Source organism: Streptomyces sp. NPDC060184, from assembly GCF_042728795.1.
Lineage (GTDB): Bacteria > Actinomycetota > Actinomycetes > Streptomycetales > Streptomycetaceae > Streptomyces.
Genome location: NZ_JBHWYX010000033.1, coordinates 50,809 through 72,153 on the forward strand (window position 1 = coordinate 50,809; position 21,345 = coordinate 72,153).

The following is a 21,345-nucleotide window of genomic DNA, read 5'->3' on the forward strand; positions in this document are numbered from 1 at the left end:
ATTCGGCCTACGCGTGATCCCTCATCTGTGCGAGACGGTCTCATCCCTCGGCGCGGCGCCCGGCAGATACCTGCCGGGCGCCTTCGTATGGGCGCTTTCTCCCCGTACGGCCTTGACCTGCGCTTTCTCTTTCGTGCTCTCCCCACCTGCCTCCTGAGCCCCTCGGAATGCTTCATTCCGCTTCCCCGGCGCTCTTCCCTGGCCCGGAATCGGGTTGTACGTACCTTGCCGAATGGGTGGCCAGGGCGCACGGTAGGGGTGATCATGAGAAACCAGAGCGCACTTCCCCTGAGGAGGCACGGGTGGCCGAGACTCTGAAGAAGGGCAGCCGGGTTACCGGCGTCGCGCGCGACAAGCTCGCGGCAGACCTGAAGAAGAAGTACGACTCCGGGGCGAGCATCCGGGCGTTGGCCGAGGAAACCGGCCGCTCCTACGGATTCGTCCACCGGATGCTGAGTGAGTCCGGCGTGACCCTGCGGGGACGCGGCGGAGCCACACGCGGCAAGAAGGCCGCATCGGCCTGACGGCCGGCGGCGGGTTCCGGGCGCGGCGGAAGGCCCACCGGAACCGGGGTGGACCACCCGGTCGACCGCACGGTCGGCCAGGTGGTTACTGTTCAGTCACTTATCAAGTGAAGTGCTGACAGCACCCCGATCCGGAGGCGCACGATGACCTCGCTCGACCCGCTGCTCGACAAGGACGGCGTACGACTCACCGTCGATGACGCGGTCGCCACGGTGACCCTGACCAACCCGGCCAAGCGCAACGCTCAGTCTCCCGCTCTGTGGCGGGCGTTGACGGAGGCCGGGCGGGCCGTCCCCGGCACCGTGCGGGTCGTGGTGCTCCGCGGCGAGGGCAAGTCCTTCTCCGCGGGCCTCGACCGGCAGGCGTTCGCTCCCGAGGGCTTCGACGGTGAGCCGTCCTTCCTCGACATGGCGCGCGGGCCCGAATCCGGGCTCGACGCGACCATCGCCGAGTACCAGGAAGCGTTCACCTGGTGGCGGCGGAACGACATCGTGTCGATCGCCGCCGTCCAGGGCCACGCCATCGGGGCTGGCTTCCAGCTCGCCCTCGCCTGCGATCTGCGGATCGCCGCCGAGGACGTGCAGTTCGCCATGCGGGAGACGAGCCTCGGGCTCGTCCCCGACCTCACGGGCACCCACCCCCTGGTGCACCTCGTGGGATACGCCCGCGCCCTGGAGATCTGCGCCACCGGCCGCTTCGTGCTGGCCCCGGAGGCCGAGCGCACGGGCCTCGCCAACCTCGTCGTCCCCGCCGACCAGCTCGACGCCGCGACCAAGGACCTGGCCGCCGCACTGCTGGCCGCGCCGCGCGACGCCGTGATCGAGACCAAGGCGCTGCTGCGCGGCGCCGTCTCGCGCACGTACGAGGAACAGCGCGCCGCCGAGCGTGCCGCCCAGGGCCGTCGGCTGCGCGATCTGGCCGGCCTCACGGACTGACGGCGTCAGCCGGTCCGGCCGGCCCCACCGTCCGACGGCGTCAGCCGGTCTCCGGGGCCTCCACCACGGCGGTGACCAGCACCGAGACCGGCTGCCCGTCCTCCAGTGCGCCCGTCACTGCGGTGCGCACCGCACGGGCCACGTCGAGCGCGCGGTGCCCGCCGGCCGTCGCCACCTCGACGCGCACGTGATCGGCGGAGGCGGTCACCGGCGCGCCCAGCACCCGGGTCAGTGAGACGACGCCGGGGACCGCGGCGGCGGCAAGCCCCGCGGCCCCGTCGTCCCGCCCCGCGCGGACCTCCGGCCGGGGGAAGGCCGCCCGCTCCGCGGCCGAAGGCGTTCCGTCCGCGGACGTCCCTGCCGGGGGCGTACCGGCCAGGGGTGTCCCCGCGTCCAGCAGGCCCGTCACCCGCAGGTCCACCTCCGCCACGTCCAGCCCCAGCCGCCGCGACGCGGCTTCCATCAGGGCTTCCCTGAGCAGCGCGGCGGACGTGGGCAGCGGCCGGTCGGCGGGGGCGGTGAACTCCGCCTCGATCCGCAGCGGACCCGGCGGCAGCGCGCTCGGCGGCGCGGGCGGCCCCTGGGCGCGCCCCGCTCCGTGCTCTTCCCGCAGCCCGTCGCCGTACCCCTCTCCCGGCCCCGCTCCGCGCTCCTGCCCCGGGCCTTCCTCCGGCGCGCCGGGGGCGGTGCCCGCCGTCGCCGCGCCGATGCGCAGCCGCCCGAGCACCGCGCCGGGCCCGGCCGTCGAGTCCCGCAGCACCGAAGCGGCGGCCCGCTCGGCGATCCACGCGCCGTCCGCCGGACCGCCCAGAGGGAGCAACCGGCCCAGCCCCAGCCGTTCGCGCACCGAGGCCGTCCATCCATCCGCCCGCCGGGCGCCGTCCGCCGTTGTCATCGCCCCAGCCTGCCGCATCCGCAGGGCGAAGACGGACAAGCACACCTAATGTGGGCAAGGGAGTACACCCCTGCCCCATCGAAGGGATGAGCGGCCATGAGTGAGACAACCACGCAGCGCCCCGGCCCGGATGCCTCGGGCGAAGACCGCGGCAGGAGCCTGACCAAGCGCGGCGGCGGCGACGCCGGCACCCGCGGACGCACCACGATCGCGGACGGGGTCGTCGAGAAGATCGCCGGGCTGGCGGCCCGCGACGTCGACGGCGTGCACGCCATGGGCGGCGGGCTCTCCCGCAGCTTCGGCGCCATGCGCGACCGGGTGCCCGGCGGCGGCGGCAAGTCGCCCGCCCGCGGGGTGAAGGCCGAGGTCGGCGAATCGCAGGCCGCGCTCGACCTGGAGATCGTCGTCGACTACGGCGTGGCCATCCACGAGGTGGCCCGCGACGTCCGCGAGAACGTCGTCGCCGCCGTGGAGCGGATGACCGGGCTCGAAGTGGTCGAGGTCAACATCGCGGTCAGCGACGTCAAGCTGCCCGACGAGGAGGACGACGAGGACGACGGGTCCTCCTCCCGGGTCCAGTAGACCGGGCCGCACCGTGCGCCCGGCGGCCCATCACGCCCCGTGGCCCGGCGGACCGCCGGCCCAACGGGTCCGTTTACCCCTGTGCGTCGAGGGAGTTGAGGAGTCAGCATGAGCATGGCCGTGGTCGGCATGGTGGCCGGCATGGCGCTCGGGTTCGCCGGGTACTTCGGCGGATTCGGTGCCTTTCTGCTGGTCGCCGCACTGGGCGCGGTCGGCTTCGTCGCCGGCCGTTTCCTGGACGGCGACTGGGAACCCGGCGACTTCTTCCGGAGTCGCGAGCGCGACGACCGGCGACGGTGACCCCGGTGACCGGCCCGGTTCCCGCGGCGGAGCGCGGCGAGACCCGGATCGCCGACCGGGTCGTCGCGAAGATCGCGGCGCAGGCCGCCCGGGAGGCGATCGACGAGGTCCCCCAGGACGGCTCCCCGCCCAATGCCTCGGTCACCGTTCACCGGGACTCCGCGCGGGTACACGTCAGCCTGGAACTCGGTTACCCCGGTGACATCGGCCGCCAGTGCGGAGCCGTACGCCGGCAGGTGGCCGAACGGGTCAGGACGCTGGCGGGGATGGAGGTGCCCGAGGTGGCCGTACGGATCGAACGCCTGCACTCGGCGGCGACGGGTTCCTCGGGACAGGGGAGGCTCCGGTGAGCGAGCCCCGGTACCCCGGCGGCCCGGACGGCCCCGACGGCCCGGACGACCCGGAGCACAGCACCCGGCGGCTCCCCGTCGTCGCGCCGGAGCCGCTCGGCCCCGAACGCAACGCCTCCTCGTCCACGTACCGGCCCGTCCCCGCGGCGGAGGAGCCGGTGCGCGGACGGGCCGGACGCTTCTGGTCGGCCCGCCGCGTCCCCGCCGCGCTCCTGGCGCTCGTCGTGCTCGGCGCCTCGGGGCTCTTCCTCTACGACGTGGCGGCCGTACGCGCCGACCACCCGGCGATGAGGTGGCGGCGCTCCCTGGCCGACGGCCTCGCCGAGCGCTCCCTCGACGACGTCTGGGTGCTCACCGGCGCCGGGATCGCCGCCGCGCTCGGGCTGTGGCTCCTCCTCCTCGCCCTCACCCCGGGGCTGCGCTCCCTGCTGACGATGAGCCGCAGGCACGGCGGGGTGCACGCGGCCCTCGACCGGACCGCCGCGGCCCTCGTCCTGCGCGACCGGGCCCAGGAGGTGTCCGGGGTGCAGTCCGTACGCGTCAGGTCGGGCCGCCGCAAGGCCGCCGTCCGGGCCGTCTCGCACTTCCGGGAACTCGGCGAGGTACGGGCCGACCTGGAGTCCGCGCTCACCACCGCCATCGCCGAACTCGGCCTCGCCAAACCGCCGAAGCTGACCGTGCGCGTCCACCGGGCCGCCAGGAAGGGATGAGCCATGCTCCGCACGGTCAACCGGGTCCTGCTGGCCCTCGCCGGACTGATCCTCGTCGTCGTCGGCGGCACCGTGCTCGCCACCGGCCTCGGTGCCGCGGTGCCGTCCTGGTTCCCGTGGAGCGGGAAGTCCGACGTGCTGCTCAGCGACGCGGACCGGGGCCGCTGGCGCGACGAGAGCTGGTGGTGGCCGACCGTCATCGCGATTCTCGCCGTGCTCGTCGTCCTCGCCCTGTGGTGGCTGCTCGCCCAGCTGCGGCGGGCCCGGCTCGCCGAGGTGCTGGTCGACAGCGGCGACGGCGAGGGGGCGCTGCTGCGGGGCCGGGCCCTGGAGGGCGTGCTCGCCGCGGAGGCGGGCGGCCTCGACGGAGTCGCCCGCGCCCAGGTCGCGCTGACCGGCCGCCGGACCGCCCCCCAGGCCCGCGTCCGCATGCGGCTGGAACCGCACGCCGTCCCGGCGGAGGCGCTCCGCGGCCTCTCCGACGAGGCGCTGGCGCATGCCCGCGCCTCGGCCGGACTGGACGAGCTGCCGGCCGAGGTGCTGCTGAAGGCCGTCAAGCACCGCGCGGAACGCGTCACCTGACGGAGCGGTACGCGGTCCGGGCTCAGAACCCGCGCCGGGTACCGCCGTCCACCGGCAGCATGACGCCGGTCAGATAGGACGCGGCGGGGGAGAGCAGGAAGGCCGCGGTCTTCCCGAACTCCTCGGGCGTGCCGTACCGGCGCAGCGGGATGCCGGCCTCACTCGCGGCCCGCGCCGCTTCCGCGTCGCCCGAGAGCGCGTCGAGCTCGCGCACCCGGTCGGTGTCGATCCGCGAGGGCAGCAGCCCGATCACCCGGATGCCGCGCGGCCCGAGCTCGCTCGCCAGGGACTTGGCGAAACCGGCCAGCCCCGGGCGCAGCCCGTTGGAGATGGTGAGGCCGGGGATCGGCTCGTGGACCGATCCGGAGAGCACGAAGCCGATGACCCCGCCCTCGCCGAGTTCGGCCGCCGCCGCGCGGGCCAGGCGCACCGCGCCGAGGAAGACCGACTCGAAGGCCGACTGCCACTGCTCGTCGGTGTTCCCGGCGGCGGTGCCGGGCGGCGGGCCGCCGACGCTGATCAGCACCCCGTCGAGTCGGCCGAACCGTTCCTTCGCGGTGTTCAGCATCATCCGGGCGGCCGTCGGGTCGCCGTTGTCGGCCGCGACGCCGAGGGCGTCCGGTCCGAGTGCGGTGGCGGCGGCCGTGACGCTCTTCTCGTCCCGGCCGGTGATGAGCACCTTCGCGCCGTCCGCCGCCAGGGCGGTCGCCGCGGCGTTGCCCAGCCCCCGGCTGGCCCCGGTGACGACGTAGACGCGGTCCTTCAGTCCAAGATCCATGGCCCTATCCTGCCGCCTCCTCCCCGGCGAGGGCCACCGCCGTGTTCACCAGGCCGATGTGGCTGAACGCCTGCGGGTAGTTCCCGAGCTGACGGCCGGCCACCGTGTCGTACTCCTCGGCCAGCAGGCCCACGTCGTTGCGGAGCTCCAGCAGCCGCTCGAAGATCTCCTCGGCCTCGGCGGCCCGCCCGGTCCGCAGCAGCGCGTCCGCGAGCCAGAAGGTGCAGACGATGAAAGCCCCTTCCTCGCCCGGCAGCCCGTCGACCGACGCCCCCTCGGTGCTGTAGCGGCGGACCAGGCCGTCACTGCCCAGCTCCGCGCGGATCGCGTCGACCGTGCCGACGATCCGCGGGTCGTCCGGCGGCAGGAAACCCGTACGGACCATGAGGAGCGTCGCCGCGTCCAGCGCCTTCGACCCGTACGACTGGGTGAAGGTGTTCCGCACGGGGTCGTACCCCTTCTCGCACACCTCGGCGTGCACCGCGTCGCGCATCGCCCGCCAGCGGTCCGGGTCGCCCGGCAGCGAGGGGTCGGACTCCAGGGAGGCCACCGCCCGGTCCGCCGCGACCCAGGCCATCACCTTCGAGTGGACGAAGTGCTGCCGCTCGCCCCGGATCTCCCACAGGCCCTCGTCCGGCTCGCGCCAGGTGGACTCCAGGAAGCCGAGCAGGCTGAGCTGGAGGTTCCAGGCGTGCGGCTTGTCGGTCAGACCGGCGTCCCGGGCGAGGCGGAGGGAGTCGATGACCTCGCCGTACACGTCGAGCTGGAGCTGACGGACCGCCGCGTTGCCGGTGCGGACCGGCCGGGAGCCTTCGTACCCGGCCAGCCAGGGCAGCTCCGTCTCGGGCAGCCGGCGCTCACCGGCGAGCCCGTACATGATCTGGAGGTCGGCCGGGTCTCCGGCGACGGCGCGCAGCAGCCAGTCCCGCCAGGCCGCCGCCTCGTCCAGGTAACCGACCGCGAGCAGCGCGCCGAGGGTCAGCGTGGCGTCCCGCAGCCAGCAGTAGCGGTAGTCCCAGTTCCGTACGCCGGCGATCTCCTCGGGCAGCGAGGTGGTCGGGGCCGCCACGATCCCGCCGGTCGGCCGGTAGGTCAGGGCCTTCAGCGTGATCAGCGACCGGACCACCGCGTCCCGGTACTTCCCCCGGTACGCGCAGGTCTCCGCCCACTTCGCCCAGTCCTTCAGGGTGTGCTTGAGCGCCTTGTACGGGTCGATCAGCTTGGGGCGCGGCGAGTGCGAGGGGTGCCAGGTCAGGACGAAGGCCACCTGCTCGCCCTCGGCGACCGTGAAGGAGGAGCACGTACTGAACTGCTGCCCCCACGTCTTGACCGGCGGGTCGCTGCGCAGCCAGACCGAGTCCGGACCGGCGACCGCCACCCGGTGGCCGTGGGAGCGGCGCATCCACGGCACGATGGAGCCGAAGTCGAAGCGGAGGCGCAGCACCGAGCTCATCTCGACGCTCCCGCTGACCCCCTCGACGATCCGCATCACGTCGGGCGACTTGTCGCGCATCGGCATGAAGTCGATGACCTTGACGGTGCCGGTGGGGGTCTCCCAGTACGTCTCCAGGACGAGCGAGTCACCGGCGTAGCCGCGGCGGGTGCAGGTGTCGGACGCGGCGGTGCCTTCGGGCGCGATCCGCCAGTGGCCGTTGTCCTCGTCGCCCAGCAGCGCCGCGAAGCAGGCGCCCGAGTCGAAGCGGGGCAGGCAGAGCCAGTCGACGGAACCGTTTCTGCCGACGAGTGCGGCCGTCTGGAGATCGCCGATGAGGGCGTAGTCCTCGATACGTTGAGTCACGCAGTTGCGTTTTCCCGAAGGGGGCTGTTGCTAAGCAGGCCGGGCCGACCGGGTGGGTACGGCCCGGCGCGCGCTTCACGCGTGCGCGGGCTCCGGCTCCTCGGCGCCGCCCGCGGCCCCGGCGGCCTTCGCCGCCGCCTCGGCCCGATCGGCCCTCTCGCGGCGCACCAGGACCGTCCAGCCCACCGGGACGGCGGCGGCGAACAGCCACCACTGCACGGCGTACGCCATGTGCGGGCCGATGGAGTCGTGGTCGGGGGTGGCGATCTGCTCGGGAGAGTTCCCCGCCGCCTCGGGCGCGGTCATCTCGATGTAGCCGCCGAGGACCGGGCGGGAGAGCAGCGCGGACTGCTGGGCGCTGTTGATCAGCATCACCTGGCGGTCCGGCAGACCCTTGAGGTCCTTGATGCCGCTGGTGCCCGTCGTCTCGTCCGCCATCAGGCGCCCGGTGACGGTGACCTCGCCCTTCGGGGCGGCCGGCACGTCGGGGAAGGCCTCCTGGTCGGCGGCGGACTCGACCCAGCCGCGGTTCACCATGACGGTGCCGCCGCCGTCGAGGTCGAGCGGGGTGAGGACGTGCACCCCGATCCGGCCGTCGTCGGAGGTGCGGCGGCGCACCACGACCTCGTGGGCGGTGTCGAAGGTGCCGCGGGCGCTGACCGTGCGCCAGTAGTCCGCGCGGGGCACCGTGTGGCCGGGCGACGTGAGCCGCTGGACCGGTTCCGGATCGGCCGCGAGGTTCCGCGCGATCAACGCGTTCTGCGCGACCTTGTGCTGGTGGCGGTGCAGCTGCCAGAAGCCCAGCTCGACCATGGTCGGGATCAGGACGAGGACGAGGAGGGTGACGAGCACCCACTGCCGGGTCAACAGGAAGCGGTACACCCCATGACCGTACAACCGGGGTCATGGGGTGCGTCACGCTGGGGTGGTCCGTCGGGCCCGTCACACTTTGTCCACGATGCCCGCCTTCCCCTCGGCGCGGGCGCAGTGGCCGCCGCAGAACCAGTGTCCGTCCACCTCGACGCCCTGCCCGATCACCTGCACCCGGCAGTGCTCGCAGATCGGCGCCATGCGGTGGATGGCGCAGGCGAAGCAGTCGAAGACGTGCACCGCGCCCTGCGCGTGCACCTCGAAGGACATCCCGTAGTCGTTTCCGCAAACCTCACAACGTGCCATGCGCCACAGGGTGGGACGCGGGCGCGCGGCGGGCGAGCGGGCGGCGGGCGAGTCGCCGCCGGTTCACTCCTATGCCGGTGGTGAAGCCGGTGCCACGTCCCGCAGCAGATGGGTGAAGGCCGCCTCGTCCACCACCGGTGTACCGAACGACTTCGCCTTGACCGTCTTCGAGGTCGCGGAGTCCGGGTCGTTGGTCACCAGCAGGCTGGTGAGCCGCGACACACTCGTCGCCACATGGAGTCCGGCCTCCACCGCGCGGTCCTCCAGCAGTTCGCGGTCGACCGAGGTGTCCCCGGAGAACGCCACCCGCATGCCCTGCATCAACGGCCGGTCCGGGCTGTAGCGCCCCGGGTTGGGGTACGGGCAGGCCGGCCGCTTCCGCGCGGGGCGCCAGCTGTTCTGCCCGTACGACGGCTGGTGGCCGATCTTCGGCCGGACCGGCGAGTCCGACCACTCGGTCAGCGGCCGGCACTCCAGCAACGGCAGCCGCACCCCGTCCCGCGCCGCCGCCCGCAGGCTCGGCCGGAACGCCTCGGCCAGCACCCGGGCGTCGTCCAGCGCGTGGTGCGCGTGCTCCTGGACCACCCCGAAGTGCGAGGCCAGCGAGGAGAGCTTGTGGTTCGGCAGCGGCAGCCGCAGCTCCTTGGCGAGCGCGATGGTGCAGAGCCGCTGCTCGACCGGGGCGACCACGGAGGCGCGGGCGTACTCCCGGGCGATCATCGACCAGTCGAACGCGGCGTTGTGGGCGACCAGCACCCGGCCGGCGAGGTACTCCGAGAACCGTGCGGCGATGTCCGTGAAGAGCGGGGCGCCTTCGAGCATCTCGGAGGTCAGACCGTGGATCCACACCGGCCCCGGGTCGCGCTCCGGGTTGACCAGCGTGTACCAGTGGTCCTCGATCTCGCCCCGGGCGTCCAGGCGGTAGACGGCGGCGGAGATTATCCGGTCGTCGCGGGCGAGGCCGGTGGTCTCCACGTCGACGACCGCGTACCCCTGGGGATACGCGGCCGGCCACGGCGCTGCGGTCTGACGGTCGTCGAGCATGGTCACAGAGAATACGGGCCCCGACCGACAGTCCCCTATTCGGCCGCGTCCCGGACGCCGACGCGGTACGGGTCCTCCCTCCCGCGCCTCGTGCGGTGAGACGATCCGGAGGTGACGGAGACCCAGCCCCGAAACGGGCACGACGAGCCCCACGACGGGGCCCTCGGAACCCGGCTGAACTGGCTGCGGGCCGCCGTCCTCGGAGCCAACGACGGGGTGGTCTCCACCGCCGGCCTCGTCGTCGGTGTGGCGGGCGCCACGGGCGACCGGAGCGCGCTCCTGACGGCGGGACTCGCCGGCCTGCTCGCCGGATCGATGTCCATGGCCGCCGGGGAGTACGTCTCCGTCTCCACCCAGCGCGACTCCGAGAAGGCCGCCCTCGCCACCGAGCGCCGCGAACTGCGGGACGAACCGGAGGCCGAACTCGTCGAGCTGACCGACCTCCTGGAGGGCAAGGGCCTCAGCCGCGAGGTCGCCCGCGAGGCCGCCCTCCAGCTCACCGAGCGCGACGCGCTGCGCGCCCACGCCGAGGTGGAGCTCGGCATCGACCCGGACGAGCTCACCAACCCCTGGCACGCGGCGGGCGCCAGCTTCCTCGCCTTCACGGCGGGCGCGCTGCTGCCGCTGCTCGCGATCGTGCTGCCCCCGCCCTCGTACCGGCTGCTGGTGACCGTGGTGTCGGTGCTCGTCGCCCTCACCGCGACCGGCTGGTGGAGCGCCCGCCTGGGCGACGCGCCGGTGGGCCCGGCGGTGCTGCGCAACGCGGGCGGGGGAGCGGTGGCGATGGGCGTCACCTACGCGGCGGGGACCCTGCTGGGGATGGCCGGGGCGTAGGTGGTGTCCGACCTTGATCCGCCGGACACCACCCGGGCCGCATTGGAGGAACTCACCAAACATCAGGGGTGGTTGACCCTGCTTACTTGGTGGTAACAACATCTGTTCGACCACCCTTCGGCGGCCCTAACGTCGTCGCATGGAGCCGAACCTGCCCGATGTCGTGCTGTGGTCCCTGCCGGCCTTCGTCCTGCTCACCGTCGTCGAGATGATCAGCTACCGCCTCCATCCCGACGAGGACGCCGCCGGGTACGACGCCAAGGACGCGGCGACCAGCGTGACCATGGGGCTCGGCTCGCTCGGCTTCGACCTGCTGTGGAAGATCCCGGTCGTCGCGGTCTACACGGCGCTGTACGAGCTCACCCCGCTGCGGGTCCCCGTCCTGTGGTGGACGGTCCTGCTCATGCTGCTCGCCCAGGACTTCCTCTACTACTGGTCCCACCGGGGCCACCACGTCGTCCGCCTGCTCTGGGCGTGCCACGTGGTCCACCACTCCAGCCGGAACTTCAACCTCACCACCGCGCTGCGCCAGCCCTGGACCTCCGCGACCGTCTGGCCCTTCTACCTGCCGCTGGTCGCCTGCGGAGTGCACCCGGCCGCGCTCGCCTTCTGCCAGTCGGCCAACCTCGTCTACCAGTTCTGGGTGCACACCGAACGCGTCGGGAAACTGCCCCGGCCCTTCGAGTACGTCCTCAACACGCCCTCCCACCACCGGGTGCACCACGCCTCCCAGGGCGGCTACCTGGACCGGAACTTCGGCGGCATCCTGATCCTCTGGGACCGGGCCTTCGGATCGTTCACCGAGGAGACCGAACGGCCCGTCTACGGCCTCACCAAGAACATCGCCACCCACAACCCGCTGCGCGTCGCCACCCACGAGTACGCGGCGATCGCCCGGGACGTCCGCGCGGCGACGAGCTGGAGCGAGCGCGCCGGACGGGTCTTCCGCGGCCCCGGGTGGCAGCCCGCCGCACATTCCACCACCGCCCCCGCCACAGCCGCGCCCCCGCAGCACCCTCCGGTCGCCGGGACCACCGGATGACCGGCGGCGCGGAAGCCCGCCCCGAGGGCAGGACGCGCCACGCGCGGGCCGGCCGGATCGCGTCCCTGCTGCTCGCCGGATACCTCCTCGTGTCGGCCGTCGACCTGGGCGGGCTGCTGGCCGGGGCGGACACCGCCCACCTCCTCGCCAAGCCGCTGCTGATGCCGCTGCTCGCCGCGTACGCCGCCGTCCGGGGCGGACCCCGGTGGCTCGTCGCCGCGCTCCTCTTCGGATGGGGCGGCGACGTGGCCCTGATGGTGGACCACGACACCGCCTTCCTCCTCGGCATGGGCTCCTTCGCCGCCGGACACCTCTGCTACCTCCGGCTCTTCGGCCGGGCACCCGCCCCGCGGGTCGCGGGCGGCGCCTACGCGGCCCTGCTCACCGCCGTCCTGGTGGCGATGTGGGGCGACCTGCCGGCCGGGATGCGCCTGCCGATGGCCGGGTACAGCCTGCTGCTCGCCACCATGGCCTGGCGCTCCGGCGCCCTCGGCCGGCACGCCGCCGCGGGCGGGGCGCTCTTCCTGCTCTCCGACTCCCTGATCGCCACCGGCGTCGCCGGCTGGCCGCAGCCGCCCGGCCACGACGTCCTCGTCATGCTCACCTACCTCGCCGCCCAGCTCCTGCTGACCACCGGAGCACTCGGGGGCATCGGGAGGCCCACGCGGGCCAGGGCGTACCGTGGAAAGGTTGAAACCGCCTGAAACCAGCAAGGACCCCCACATGCGCGCCACCGTCATCCACGCCCCGCACGACATCCGGGTGGAGGACGTGCCGGACCCGGTCGTCCAGCAGCCCACCGACGTCGTGGTCCGGGTGCTGCGCGCCTGCATCTGCGGCAGCGACCTGTGGGCCTACCGGGGCGAGTCCGCCCGCAAGCCCGGCCAGCGCATCGGCCACGAGTTCCTCGGCGTCGTGGAGCAGGCCGGTTTTGACGTCACCGGCTTCACCGCCGGCGACCTCGTCGTCGCCCCCTTCGTCTGGTCGGACGGCACCTGCGCCTACTGCGCCGACGGCCTCCACACCTCCTGCCCGCAGGGCGGGTTCTGGGGCTCCGAGGGCTCCGACGGCGGCCAGGGCGAGGCCGTCCGGGTCCCCTTCGCCGACGGCACCCTCGTCAAGCTCCCCGCCGAGGCCGCGTCCGACGACCGGCTGCTCACCGCGCTGCTGGCCCTCTCCGACGTGCTCGGCACCGGCCACCACGCCGCCGTGGGCGCCGGGGTGAAGCCCGGTTCCACCGTCGCGGTCGTCGGTGACGGCGCGGTCGGCCTCTGCGGCGTCATGGCCGCCAAGCGCCTCGGCGCCGACCGGATCATCGCGCTGGGCCGCCACACCGCCCGTACCGACATCGCGCGGGCCTTCGGCGCCACCGACGTCGTCGCGGCGCGGGGCGAGGAGGCCGTGGCCGCCGTGCGCGAGCTGACCGGCGGCGCCGGCGCGCACAGCGTCATCGAGGCGGTCGGCACCGAGCAGTCCATGCGGACCGCGTTCGGCATCGCCCGCGACGGCGGGGCGGTCGGCTACGTCGGCGTCCCGCACGGCAGCGGCACCGGCCTGGACCTCGGCGACATGTTCAACCGCAACGTCGCCCTGCGCGGCGGGGTCGCCCCGGTCCGCGCGTACATCCCCGAGCTGCTCCCCGACGTGCTGGACGGCACCATCGACCCCTCGCCGGTCTTCGACCTGACGGTCGGCCTGGACGAGGTGCCCACCGGATACAAGGCGATGGACGAGCGGACCGCGCTGAAGGTCCTCGTCAAGCCGTAGGGAACGGACGCCGGAGGGGCCCGGAGCGCCGACGCGCTCCGGGCCCCCGCGTTCGGGCGTCGTCAGTAGCGGACCGCGTCCAGCGCGTCCGCGTTGCCGGCTCCGTAGAAGCCGTTGTACGCCTTGCCGCCCTTGCAGACCGCGTCGACGGTGCCGTCGCTGTCGATGTCGTACGGGGCTCCGCACGCGGTGGCGTCGGCCTCCAGGGCCAGCAGCGCCTTCACCGCGGCGGGCGAGGCGTGCGGGTGCTTCGACTCGATCAGGGCCACGACGCCCACGACGTGCGGGGTCGCCATCGACGTACCGGCCTTGTAGCCGTACTGGCCGCCCGGCAGCGTCGAGAGGATGAGGCCGCTGGTCGCCGGGGCCTCGGGCTTCTGGTAGATCGTCGAGTCACCGCCCGGGGCGGCCACGTCGACCACGCCGTAACCGTAGTTCGAGTACGACGCCTTGAGGCCCTTCGCCCCCGTGGCGGAGACGGTCACCACGCCCGGCAGCATCGACGGGATGTCGAGGCAGGTGCGCGGGTCGATGACCCGGTCCTCGGTGACGGTGTCGTTGGGGCTCGTCGAGTCCTCGATCGTCTTGGCGGCCAGGTCCTCGGCGGAGTTGCCGGCCGCCGCGACGTTCACGACGCCCTTGCCCTCGGCGTAACGGGTGGCCCGGCCGAGCGCCTCGACCAGGGCGCCCTGGTCGGGGTCGTTCTTGCAGTTGTAGAGCCACGGGTCGGTGTAGTAGCTGTTGTTCGTCACGTCGACACCGTGCTCGGCGGCCCAGACGAAGCCGCAGACGACGGCCTCCGTGTAGAAGAACCCGTCCGAGGTCGCGACCTTGATCCCGGCGACCTTCACGCCCGGGGCGACGCCCGTGACGCCGATCCCGTTCTTCGCCGCGGCGATCGTGCCGGCCACGTGGGTCCCGTGGTCGCTCTCACCCGCGGCGGGGCGCCAGGAACCGGGCGTGGTGTCGGGGGCGCCGGAGACGCAGTTGGCGGAGGCCGCCGCGTCGAAGTTGGGCGCCAGGTCCGGGTGGGTGTCGTCGACGCCCGTGTCGATCACGGCCGCCGTGACGTTCCTGCTGCCGAGGGTGATCTCATGGGCCTTGTCCGCCTTCATCGCGGGCAGGTCCCACTGCAGGGGCTCCAGCGGGTCCTGCGACGCGGTCGCCCCCTCGGCCGCGCCGGCCGCCTCCGCCGCCGTGAGCGGCTGTGCCGCCGCGCCCACGTCGGTCGTCGCCTGCGGGACGATCGGGTTGGTGCGGGTGGCGCCGGCCGACTCGACACCGCGCACCTTGCGGATGGTCTCCGCGAACGCGGGGTTCTGCGAGTGGACGACGATGACGCCGATCTGGTCGTACGAGACGACGATCGTGCCGCCGGCCTTCGTGATGGCCTTCTCGACCTGCTCGACGGTCTTGTGACTGCCTTCGGTGTTCACGACGTAACTGAGCTTCGGGCCGTCTAGCGACACGGCCGGGGCCGACGCGGCCGAGGCGGTGGTGGCCGGAAGGAAGCCGAGGGAAGCGGTGAGCGCGATTCCTACGGGCAGCGCGACTGCACGTACGCGCCTGGATGCCAGATGAGCCATGGGTTCTCCACATCATCCGTATCAGCCGGCCGGACACCTTGCGTGTCTGGTCGGGTACATGACCAGTGAAGTTAGCGTCGATCATCGCCACGCATCAACGAATTGAGGCAAACGAGTTCGAAGGGTGATCTACGCGGGCCGTTCGGGGGGCTTTCGCGTCATCCGCTACGGCCGAAAGCGGGAGTGAACCGCTTCGTCGCGCCGCACGTGCCGTTGTCAGGGGAGTCGCACGACCGATTCCGGCGGAGGTTCCCCATGAGACCGATCACGTCGCCCACCACCACACCCGCGTCGCGAGGAGAATCCGTGGCTACCGATGCACCGCCGCCCGAGCGCGGTACGGACACCAGTCCGGCCCAGCCCACCACCGAGGCCTACCTGGAGGTCCAGGAGAGCGCGGAATTCGCCGAACTGCGCCGCTCGCACCGGTCGTTCGCGTTCCCGCTGACCGTCGCCTTCGTCGCCTGGTACCTGGTCTACGTCCTGCTCTGCAACTACGCGGGCGACTTCATGGGCACCAAGGTCGCCGGCAACATCAACGTCGCGCTCGTCCTCGGGCTCGCCCAGTTCGCCACGACGTTCCTCATCGCGTGGTTCTACTCCCGCCACGCCGCCACCAAGCTCGACCCGAAGGCTGCGGCCATCAAGTCCCGTATGGAGGCCGACGCATGAGCGCCGCCCAGGTCGCGCACCCCGCCGTCCAGCTCGCCGCCGAGGGCGCGAGCGACCACCGGACGCTGATCATCACCCTCTTCGCGGTCTTCGTCGTCGCCACCCTCTGCATCACCGTGTGGGCCGGCCGCCAGACCAAGAACGCCGCCGACTTCTACGCGGGCGGACGCCAGTTCACCGGCTTCCAGAACGGACTCGCCGTCTCCGGCGACTACATGTCCGCCGCGTCCTTCCTCGGCATCGCCGGAGCCATCGCCCTCTTCGGGTACGACGGCTTCCTCTACTCCATCGGCTTCCTCGTCGCCTGGCTCGTCGCCCTGCTCCTGGTCGCCGAACCCCTGCGCAACTCCGGCCGCTACACGATGGGCGACGTCCTCGCCTACCGCATGCGCCAGCGCCCCGTACGCACCGCCGCGGGCGTCTCCACCATCGTGGTCTCGATCTTCTACCTGCTCGCCCAGATGGCCGGGGCCGGCGTCCTCGTCTCGCTGCTCCTCGGCATCACCAGCGACGGCGGGAAGATCGCCATCGTCGCCCTGGTCGGCCTGCTCATGATCGTCTACGTCACCATCGGCGGCATGAAGGGCACCACCTGGGTCCAGATGGTCAAGGCCGTCCTGCTCATCGCGGGCACCCTGCTCATCACCTTCCTGATCCTGCTGAAGTTCCACTTCAACATCTCGGACCTGCTGGGCACCGCCGCCACCAACAGCGGCAAGGGCTCCGCCTTCCTGGAGCCCGGCCTCAAGTACGGCGCCACCGGCACCTCGAAGCTGGACTTCCTCTCCCTCGGCATCGCCCTGGTCCTCGGCACCGCCGGACTGCCGCACATCCTGATCCGCTTCTACACGGTGCCCACCGCGAAGGCGGCCCGTAAGTCCGTCAACTGGGCCATCGGCATCATCGGCGCCTTCTACCTGATGACGATCGTGCTCGGCTTCGGTGCCGCCGCGCTGCTCAAGCCGGACGACATCATTGCCTCCAACAAGGCGGGCAACACCGCGGCCCCGCTGGCCGCCCTGGAGATCGGCGGCGGCTCCGGCTCCACCGGCGGAGCCGTACTGCTCGCGGTGATCTCCGCCGTCGCCTTCGCCACCATCCTCGCCGTGGTCGCCGGACTCACCCTGGCGTCCTCGTCGTCCTTCGCCCACGACATCTACGCCAACGTCATCCGCAAGGGGAAGGCGACCGAGAAGGAGGAGGTCCGCGCCGCCAAGTGGGCCACCGTCGCCATCGGTATCGTCTCCATCGGCCTCGGCGCCATGGCCCGCGACCTCAACGTGGCCGGACTCGTCGCCCTGGCCTTCGCCGTCGCCGCCTCCGCCAACCTGCCGACGATCCTGTACAGCCTCTTCTGGAAGCGGTTCACCACCCAGGGCGCCCTCTGGTCCATCTACGGCGGGCTCGCCTCCTCCGTCCTGCTGGTGCTCTTCTCGCCGGTCGTCTCCTCCAAGCCGACCTCGATGTTCCCGGACGTCGACTTCGCCTGGTTCCCGCTGGAGAACCCCGGCCTGATCTCCATCCCGCTGGGCTTCCTGCTCGGCCTGATCGGCACCCTGCTCTCCAAGGAGGAGCCCGACAAGGGCAAGTACGCCGAGCTGGAGGTCAAGTCCCTCACCGGCGTCGCCGCGCACTGAGCGCGAGAGTTCACACAAGCGTACGGATCGAGCACGTCCCACCGCGCCGGTCACACCGTAGAGTCCTCACGGGTGACCGGCGCCGGGCGTGGAACCACCGGTCGCGGCACCACCCGTCGTGGAATCACCGGGCGCGGAACCACCGCGCGCGGGGTCCGGCCGCCCGGCTCGCGTAGTCTCAAAAGAGCAGGGACAGGACCGAACCACGGACACGCCGTGAACACCATCGGGGGAGGGGCGCACATGCTCATCGACACCTTTGACCGGGTCGCCACCGACCTGCGTGTCTCCCTGACCGACAAATGCAACCTCCGCTGCACCTACTGCATGCCCGAAGAGGGCCTCCAGTGGCTCGGCAAGAGCGAACTGCTCAGCGACGAGGAGATCGTCCGGCTCGTCCGGATCGCCGTCGGACTCCTCGGCGTCACCGAGGTGCGCTTCACCGGCGGCGAGCCCCTGCTCCGCCCGGGACTGGTGGGCATCGTCGAGCGGTGCGCCGCGCTGACCCCCCGCCCCCGGATGTCCCTCACCACCAACGGCATCGGGCTGGGGCGCACCGCCGCCGCCCTCAAGGCCGCCGGGCTCGACCGGGTCAACGTCTCCCTCGACACCCTGCGCCCCGACGTCTTCAAGACCCTGACCCGCCGCGACCGGCACCGGGACGTGCTCGACGGACTCGCCGCCGCGCACGAGGCGGGCCTCAGCCCCGTCAAGGTCAACTCCGTGCTCATGCCCGGACTCAACGACGACGAGGCCCCCGACCTGCTCGCCTGGGCGGTCGCCCACGGCTACGAGCTCCGCTTCATCGAGCAGATGCCCCTCGACGCCCAGCACGGCTGGAAGCGCGACGGCATGATCACCGCCGGTGACATCCTCGCCTCGCTGCGCACCCGCTTCACGCTCACCGCCGAGGACGACGGGGCCCGCGGCTCCGCCCCCGCCGAACGCTGGACCGTGGACGGCGGCCCGCACCGCGTCGGGGTCATCGCCTCGGTGACCCGCCCGTTCTGCCGGGCCTGCGACCGTACCCGGCTCACCGCCGACGGACAGGTCCGCACCTGCCTCTTCGCCCGCGAGGAGACCGACCTGCGGACCGCGCTGCGCTCCGGCGCACCGGACGAGGAGATCGCCCGGCTCTGGCGCGTCGCGATGTGGGGGAAGAAGGCAGGATCGGGCCTGGACGACCCGTCCTTCCTGCAGCCCGACCGGCCGATGTCCTCCATCGGCGGCTGACCGGGGCGCGTACCGGACCCGCGGGTGTCGCGGCCCGCGCGTCAAAGGCCCCTCGGCCGGGTCCCGCGCGTGAGGGGGTCAGGCCTCGGCCGGGTCCTCCCAGTCGGCCAGCGCCACGACGTCCTTCAGGAAACCCCGTACGCCCAGGAACTGCGACAGGTGCTCGCGGTGCTCCTCGCACGCCAGCCAGGTCTTGCGCCGCTGCGGGGTGTGCAGCTTGGGGTTGTTCCAGGCGAGCACCCAGACCGCGTCCGCGCGGCAGCCCTTGGCGGAGCAGATGGGGGTACCGGTGTCGCTCTCGGCGGAAGTCAGGGGGAAGTTCACGGCCTCCACCCTAAAACAGCCGGTCGGGCCGTCTTCGCGCGCGTCCGGAGGGCGAGAAAAAACGACGCCGAGCAGCCACGGGGGGAGCTGCTCGGCGTCGGTCTCTCGCTCCGACGGGGGATGCGGAGCGCATAAAGGAGTATGTCACGCACGCCCTGTCGGGGTGCACCGGAACTCCACGATTGAGTTGAGGTTTTCCTGGGCCTTGCCCGATGGGGAAGCTCATCCGTGCCCGTGCGGATACCGGGGGCGACCGTCCGCCCCGGCGGCCGTGTCCGTACCGGTCCCGGCACGGTCCTCGAACGCGTGCCCCGCGCCCGGTGCGCCGCCCGTTCCCGCCCCGACGCCCGACTCGAGGGCCGGCAGCACGGGCGCGGGCACGAAGGTCGACGGCAGCGAAGGGGTGTTCTCCCGGCCCGCGTTGGCGATGACCACCGCCACGTACGGCAGCAGCAGGCCCAGGGCCAGCGCCACGATCGAGATGTGCCGCTCGACGTTCCAGAGGACCGCGGCGAGGATCACCGACACCGTCCGCACGGACATCGAGATCACGTACCGGCGCTGCCGGCCGCGCACGTCGTCCGCCAGCCCCTGCCGGGCCCCGGTGATCCGGAAGACCTCCGCCTCGCCGCGCTTGCCCATCATGTCTCCACCGCCTGCTCGCTGTGCCCGACGCCCCGGACCGGACCAGGGGCTTCTCCACGGTACGCCCGGCCGGCTCCGCGATCGAGACCGGGTGGGCCGGCCGCGCCCCGCCCGGCTCCCGTACGGCACCGCCCGACATGCGCGAGAAGCGCCCGCACACGACACTTGAGCCCATATGCGCAGGACGCGCAGTTCGAGGAGGCGGTATGAGCTGGTTGTGGGCGATCATCGTGGGCCTGGTGCTGGGTCTGATCGCGAAAGCGATCCTTCCGGGCAAGCAGGACATCCCGCTCTGGCTGACGACCGTGTTCGGCATCATCGGCAGCATCCTCGGAAACGCCGTCGCGGCTTGGATCGGCGTCGAGGACACCAAGGGCATCGACTGGATCAGGCACGTGCTCCAGTTGATCGGCGCGGTGGCGGTGGTCGGTGTCGGCGACGTGGTCTGGCAGTCGATCCGGGGACACGGCAAACAGAGAACCTGATCCCGGAGGCACGAACGGCGGAGGCCGGGCACGCAGGACGCGTGCCCGGCCTCCGCCGTGTCCGGAAGGGGTCAGCCCGCGGCGATCTCGACCACCGCGAGGTTCTTCTTGCCCCGGCGCAGCACCAGCCACCGGCCGTACAGCAGGTCCTCGGCGGCGGGCAGGGCGTCGCCGTCGGTGACCTTGACGTTGTTCAGGTAGGCGCCGCCCTCGTTCACCGTGCGGCGGGCACCCGACTTGCTCGGCGCGAGACCGACCTCGACGAGCAGGTCCACCAGCGGCGCCGGCTCGGCGACCTTCGCGTGCGGCAGCTCGGAGAGCGCGGCCCCCAGCGTCGCCTCGTCCAGCTCACCCAGCTCGCCCTGGCCGAACAGCGCCTTCGACGCGGCGATGACGGCCGCGCACTGGTCGGCGCCGTGCACCAGGGTCGTCAGCTCCTCGGCCAGCGCGCGCTGCGCCGTACGAGCCTGCGGACGCTCCTCGGTGACCTTCTCCAGCTCCTCCAGCTCGGCCTGCGACTTGAAGCTGAGGATGCGCATGTACGGGGAGATGTCACGGTCGTCGACGTTCAGCCAGAACTGGTAGAACGCGTACGGGGTCGTCATCTCCGGGTCCAGCCAGACGGCGCCGCCCTCGGTCTTGCCGAACTTCGTGCCGTCCGCCTTGACCATCAACGGCGTCGCCAGCGCGTGCACCGTCGCCGCGGGCTCCAGGCGGTGGATCAGGTCGATGCCCGCCGTGAGGTTGCCCCACTGGTCGCTGCCGCCCTGCTGGAGGATGCAGCCGTGGCGCCGGTACAGCTCCAGGAAGTCCATGGACTGGAGCAGCTGGTAGCTGAACTCGGTGTAGCTGATGCCCTCCTGGGACTCCAGGCGGCGGGCCACGGAGTCCTTGGTCAGCATCTTGTTGACCCGGAAGTGCTTGCCGATGTCCCGCAGGAACTGGATCGCGGACATCCCGGCGGTCCAGTCCAGGTTGTTCACCATGACCGCGGCGTTCTCGCCCTCGAAGGAGAGGAACGGCTCGATCTGCGAACGCAGCCGGGTCACCCAGGCTGCGATGGTCGCGGGGTCGTTCAGCGTGCGCTCGGCGGTCGGCCGCGGGTCGCCGATCTGACCGGTCGCCCCGCCCACCAGCGCCAGCGGACGGTGGCCCGCCCGCTGGAGACGGCGCATGGTGAGGACCTGGACCAGGTGGCCGACGTGCAGGCTCGACGCGGTCGGGTCGTAGCCGCAATAGAAGGTGACCGGACCGTCGCCAAGAGCCTTGCGCAGGGCGTCCTCGTCAGTGGACTGGGCGAACAGCCCGCGCCACTTGAGCTCGTCGACGATGTCCGTCACGGTTCCGTGTCTCCTTCAGCGAGTGGACGGTGGACCTCCGTGCCTGGTGGGCCCACGCCCGGCAAGTCTAAGCGGTGTCCCGGGCCGCACCCGATGGGTTTGCCG

General features: G+C 72.3%; 25 protein-coding genes. 15 read left to right on the forward strand and 10 right to left on the reverse strand.

The window, feature by feature from the left end; translation table 11 throughout:
* Window positions 1-302: 302 nt before the first annotated feature.
* Window positions 303-524 (forward strand): helix-turn-helix domain-containing protein, encoded by a 222-nt coding sequence (locus tag ACFWEE_RS21900; RefSeq protein ID WP_266702971.1) that lies wholly within the window; start codon window positions 303-305, stop codon window positions 522-524.
* A gap of 144 nt (window positions 525-668) precedes the next feature.
* On the forward strand, window positions 669-1,460 hold the full coding sequence (locus ACFWEE_RS21905; RefSeq protein WP_386891347.1) for an enoyl-CoA hydratase/isomerase family protein: 792 nt from the start codon (window positions 669-671) through the stop codon (window positions 1,458-1,460).
* 40 nt (window positions 1,461-1,500) lie between these two features.
* Here the strand turns inward: ACFWEE_RS21905 and ACFWEE_RS21910 are convergent, their stop codons facing one another.
* Complete coding sequence (locus ACFWEE_RS21910; RefSeq protein WP_386891348.1) at window positions 1,501-2,355, reverse strand: hypothetical protein; 855 nt, start codon at window positions 2,353-2,355, stop codon at window positions 1,501-1,503.
* A 96-nt stretch (window positions 2,356-2,451) separates the two neighbouring features.
* On the opposite strand from ACFWEE_RS21910, the gene ACFWEE_RS21915 reads away from it, so the two are divergent.
* From ACFWEE_RS21915 to amaP, 5 genes are all read left to right on the forward strand, one after another.
* Window positions 2,452-2,937 (forward strand): Asp23/Gls24 family envelope stress response protein, encoded by a 486-nt coding sequence (locus tag ACFWEE_RS21915; protein WP_386891350.1) that lies wholly within the window; start codon window positions 2,452-2,454, stop codon window positions 2,935-2,937.
* A 108-nt stretch (window positions 2,938-3,045) separates the two neighbouring features.
* Window positions 3,046-3,237 carry a hypothetical protein gene (locus ACFWEE_RS21920; RefSeq protein WP_386891352.1) on the forward strand — a complete coding sequence of 64 codons (192 nt, stop codon included), beginning with the start codon at window positions 3,046-3,048 and terminating at the stop codon, window positions 3,235-3,237.
* Window positions 3,234-3,587, forward strand: a complete 354-nt coding sequence (locus tag ACFWEE_RS21925) for an Asp23/Gls24 family envelope stress response protein (RefSeq protein WP_386891353.1) — start codon at window positions 3,234-3,236, stop codon at window positions 3,585-3,587. Before ACFWEE_RS21920 ends, ACFWEE_RS21925 begins: the two co-directional genes overlap by 4 nt.
* Entirely contained in the window at window positions 3,584-4,297 is a 714-nt protein-coding gene (locus ACFWEE_RS21930; RefSeq protein WP_386891355.1) for a DUF6286 domain-containing protein, read from the forward strand. The genes ACFWEE_RS21925 and ACFWEE_RS21930 overlap by 4 nt, the downstream gene beginning before the upstream one ends.
* Window positions 4,298-4,300: 3 nt before the next feature.
* Entirely contained in the window at window positions 4,301-4,879 is a 579-nt protein-coding gene (amaP, locus tag ACFWEE_RS21935) for an alkaline shock response membrane anchor protein AmaP (protein ID WP_386891357.1), read from the forward strand.
* A gap of 22 nt (window positions 4,880-4,901) precedes the next feature.
* Here the strand turns inward: amaP and ACFWEE_RS21940 are convergent, their stop codons facing one another.
* The 5 genes from ACFWEE_RS21940 to ACFWEE_RS21960 all read right to left on the reverse strand — a co-directional run bounded on the left by ACFWEE_RS21940 (window position 4,902) and on the right by ACFWEE_RS21960 (window position 9,681).
* Window positions 4,902-5,657 carry an SDR family oxidoreductase gene (locus tag ACFWEE_RS21940; protein WP_386891358.1) on the reverse strand — a complete coding sequence of 252 codons (756 nt, stop codon included), beginning with the start codon at window positions 5,655-5,657 and terminating at the stop codon, window positions 4,902-4,904.
* 4 nt (window positions 5,658-5,661) lie between these two features.
* Window positions 5,662-7,455, reverse strand: coding sequence for a glycoside hydrolase family 15 protein (locus tag ACFWEE_RS21945; protein ID WP_386891360.1), 1,794 nt, complete (start codon window positions 7,453-7,455; stop codon window positions 5,662-5,664).
* Between the two features lie 75 nt (window positions 7,456-7,530).
* Complete coding sequence (locus tag ACFWEE_RS21950) at window positions 7,531-8,337, reverse strand: SURF1 family protein (RefSeq protein WP_386891362.1); 807 nt, start codon at window positions 8,335-8,337, stop codon at window positions 7,531-7,533.
* A gap of 60 nt (window positions 8,338-8,397) precedes the next feature.
* Complete coding sequence (locus tag ACFWEE_RS21955; protein ID WP_136320436.1) at window positions 8,398-8,631, reverse strand: hypothetical protein; 234 nt, start codon at window positions 8,629-8,631, stop codon at window positions 8,398-8,400.
* Window positions 8,632-8,700: 69 nt separating this feature from the next.
* Window positions 8,701-9,681, reverse strand: a complete 981-nt coding sequence (locus tag ACFWEE_RS21960) for a DEDDh family exonuclease (RefSeq protein ID WP_386891364.1) — start codon at window positions 9,679-9,681, stop codon at window positions 8,701-8,703.
* Window positions 9,682-9,786: 105 nt separating this feature from the next.
* On the opposite strand from ACFWEE_RS21960, the gene ACFWEE_RS21965 reads away from it, so the two are divergent.
* The 4 genes from ACFWEE_RS21965 to ACFWEE_RS21980 all read left to right on the forward strand — a co-directional run bounded on the left by ACFWEE_RS21965 (window position 9,787) and on the right by ACFWEE_RS21980 (window position 13,318).
* Window positions 9,787-10,509, forward strand: a complete 723-nt coding sequence (locus tag ACFWEE_RS21965) for a VIT family protein (protein ID WP_386891366.1) — start codon at window positions 9,787-9,789, stop codon at window positions 10,507-10,509.
* Between the two features lie 139 nt (window positions 10,510-10,648).
* Window positions 10,649-11,551, forward strand: coding sequence for a sterol desaturase family protein (locus ACFWEE_RS21970; RefSeq protein WP_386891367.1), 903 nt, complete (start codon window positions 10,649-10,651; stop codon window positions 11,549-11,551).
* Window positions 11,548-12,255, forward strand: coding sequence for a lysoplasmalogenase (locus ACFWEE_RS21975; protein WP_386891369.1), 708 nt, complete (start codon window positions 11,548-11,550; stop codon window positions 12,253-12,255). The genes ACFWEE_RS21970 and ACFWEE_RS21975 overlap by 4 nt, the downstream gene beginning before the upstream one ends.
* 19 nt (window positions 12,256-12,274) lie before the next feature.
* Window positions 12,275-13,318 (forward strand): zinc-dependent alcohol dehydrogenase family protein, encoded by a 1,044-nt coding sequence (locus tag ACFWEE_RS21980; RefSeq protein ID WP_386891371.1) that lies wholly within the window; start codon window positions 12,275-12,277, stop codon window positions 13,316-13,318.
* 62 nt (window positions 13,319-13,380) lie between these two features.
* Here ACFWEE_RS21980 and ACFWEE_RS21985 read toward each other — a convergent pair whose 3' ends face one another.
* Window positions 13,381-14,904: a S8 family serine peptidase gene (locus ACFWEE_RS21985; protein WP_386891373.1), complete on the reverse strand. Its 1,524-nt coding sequence runs from the start codon at window positions 14,902-14,904 to the stop codon at window positions 13,381-13,383.
* A 306-nt stretch (window positions 14,905-15,210) separates the two neighbouring features.
* On the opposite strand from ACFWEE_RS21985, the gene ACFWEE_RS21990 reads away from it, so the two are divergent.
* From ACFWEE_RS21990 to moaA, 3 genes are all read left to right on the forward strand, one after another.
* The gene (locus tag ACFWEE_RS21990) at window positions 15,211-15,576 is read left to right on the forward strand and encodes a DUF485 domain-containing protein (RefSeq protein ID WP_386891375.1); all 366 of its coding nucleotides are present in this window, start codon (window positions 15,211-15,213) and stop codon (window positions 15,574-15,576) included.
* A complete protein-coding gene (locus ACFWEE_RS21995; protein WP_386891376.1) occupies window positions 15,573-17,213 on the forward strand; it encodes a cation acetate symporter in 1,641 nt (546 codons plus the stop codon). The genes ACFWEE_RS21990 and ACFWEE_RS21995 overlap by 4 nt, the downstream gene beginning before the upstream one ends.
* 243 nt (window positions 17,214-17,456) lie before the next feature.
* Window positions 17,457-18,446: a GTP 3',8-cyclase MoaA gene (gene moaA, locus ACFWEE_RS22000; protein WP_386891427.1), complete on the forward strand. Its 990-nt coding sequence runs from the start codon at window positions 17,457-17,459 to the stop codon at window positions 18,444-18,446.
* A gap of 78 nt (window positions 18,447-18,524) precedes the next feature.
* Here moaA and ACFWEE_RS22005 read toward each other — a convergent pair whose 3' ends face one another.
* Together ACFWEE_RS22005 and ACFWEE_RS22010 are read right to left on the reverse strand one after the other, a co-directional pair.
* Window positions 18,525-18,770: a hypothetical protein gene (locus ACFWEE_RS22005; RefSeq protein ID WP_386891378.1), complete on the reverse strand. Its 246-nt coding sequence runs from the start codon at window positions 18,768-18,770 to the stop codon at window positions 18,525-18,527.
* 222 nt (window positions 18,771-18,992) lie between these two features.
* The gene (locus ACFWEE_RS22010; protein ID WP_386891380.1) at window positions 18,993-19,415 is read right to left on the reverse strand and encodes a DUF3099 domain-containing protein; all 423 of its coding nucleotides are present in this window, start codon (window positions 19,413-19,415) and stop codon (window positions 18,993-18,995) included.
* A 206-nt stretch (window positions 19,416-19,621) separates the two neighbouring features.
* Between ACFWEE_RS22010 and ACFWEE_RS22015 the strand changes: the two genes are divergently transcribed.
* Window positions 19,622-19,900, forward strand: coding sequence for a GlsB/YeaQ/YmgE family stress response membrane protein (locus ACFWEE_RS22015; protein WP_266702929.1), 279 nt, complete (start codon window positions 19,622-19,624; stop codon window positions 19,898-19,900).
* 71 nt (window positions 19,901-19,971) lie between these two features.
* Here the strand turns inward: ACFWEE_RS22015 and tyrS are convergent, their stop codons facing one another.
* Window positions 19,972-21,240, reverse strand: a complete 1,269-nt coding sequence (gene tyrS / locus ACFWEE_RS22020) for a tyrosine--tRNA ligase (protein ID WP_386891382.1) — start codon at window positions 21,238-21,240, stop codon at window positions 19,972-19,974.
* Between the last annotated feature and the right edge of the window lie 105 nt (window positions 21,241-21,345).